Source organism: Ruegeria sp. YKSF131, assembly GCF_059612645.1.
This window is the reverse complement of sequence record NZ_JBXWQZ010000139.1, coordinates 1-1,252: the sequence shown is the minus strand read 5'-3', so window position 1 is coordinate 1,252 and position 1,252 is coordinate 1. Positions and strand designations below refer to the sequence as shown.

Sequence of the window (1,252 nt, the reverse complement as noted above, 5' to 3'; positions counted from 1 at the left end):
AGCGCACCCTGCGCAACTTGCCTCGGTCCCATCATCAGCAACTCTCCTGCAACTCAAGAGAATTGAATCAGCAGCCAAAGCATCGCTCAAGCAGAGTTTTTCAACAGTATCCGGACGAAGCGGTCCTTTGGAGTTATTCGCGTCACTAACCGGTCTTATTGCCTCAGGCGGCTCAGGTGGGCAATGATCGCGATTCTCGAAGCCCGGTCTGATAAAGCGCCGCGGCTCATTGTCGTACCGGGGATGACATTGTACGGGTCGGCAAGAAAAATGTTAAGTTCCTCAACTGTCCAACGCCCGCTTTGAGATAGCATCGCTTTGGAATAGGGGAAGCCCTCTAGCGAAGCTTTAGGCCGATCAACAACACCAAATAAGTTGGGTGCGGGAAATTGGTGCCAATCAGTAGCGCCGGCGGCCATGTTGTGACAACCACCGCACTCAATTGCAATCAGGCGTCCCTTCTCAATGTCGGCCTCTTCGAGCTCGCCCGGGCTGAGCGCATCGACAGGCGCTGGCGCGGCACCAGCGTTCTCCAAAAATGCGACCATGTCGGTTCGCTCCTTCGACGCCGCAAAATGCACGGCAGAAAAGCCCGAGTCTGGCGAAACTGCGTTCACATCCGCTCCATTATCTAACAGCACCTGTGCGGTACCGAGCGCACCGCGCTCCGCTGCGTGATGTAGTGGCATCTTGCCATCTTCGCCGCCGGGTAAGTTCGGGTCGGCCCCTGCAGCAAGAAGGGACTCAACAATCTCTGTCGAGTTGTTCCGGGCGGCAATGCCCAACGCCGTGCCGAAATCAGTGGCTGAATCGGCATTTGCACCCAGCGACAACAAATAAGTCACTATGTCTTTATGTCCACGCTGAGATGCTAAATAGAGCGGCAGAACCAACTGGTCGGGGTCTGGCTCTGATCCTTCGGGCAATGCGGCTTGAAGAGCTGTCAAATCGCCCGAGCGGGCAAATTGCACCAGTTCTTGAGCGACCGCCACGCCCGGCAACAGAACCAGCAAGCAAACAAATCGGGCGATCGAGAAGCGACCTAACGGCATCTACGTGCTTCCTCCGATTTCTATTTTGTCCATTGTAACACTAGAGTCGCTTTTTCCAAACAATTGTGGATTAACAATGCATGGCTTCCGCTTTGGGCTTATTTTGTTGAAAAACTCTTCCTTGATCGATGCATGAACTGCTGATTCAATTCTTCCAGTGGGCGGGAGGATTGGCGATGATGGGACCGAGGCAGGAAGCG

1 protein-coding gene is annotated in these 1,252 nt (G+C 54.4%); it reads right to left on the bottom strand.

The features are described 5' to 3' along the window. Positions 1-155: 155 nt before the first annotated feature. Positions 156-1,052, bottom strand: a complete 897-nt coding sequence (locus tag AC2FLZ_RS21990) for an ankyrin repeat domain-containing protein (protein WP_496882797.1) — start codon at positions 1,050-1,052, stop codon at positions 156-158. Positions 1,053-1,252: the final 200 nt, after the last annotated feature.

Coding starts and splice junctions, on each gene's coding strand:
- AC2FLZ_RS21990 (WP_496882797.1), bottom strand. CDS start 1,052: ATGCCGTTAGGTCGCTTCTCGATCGCCCGATTTGTTTGCTTGCTGGTT.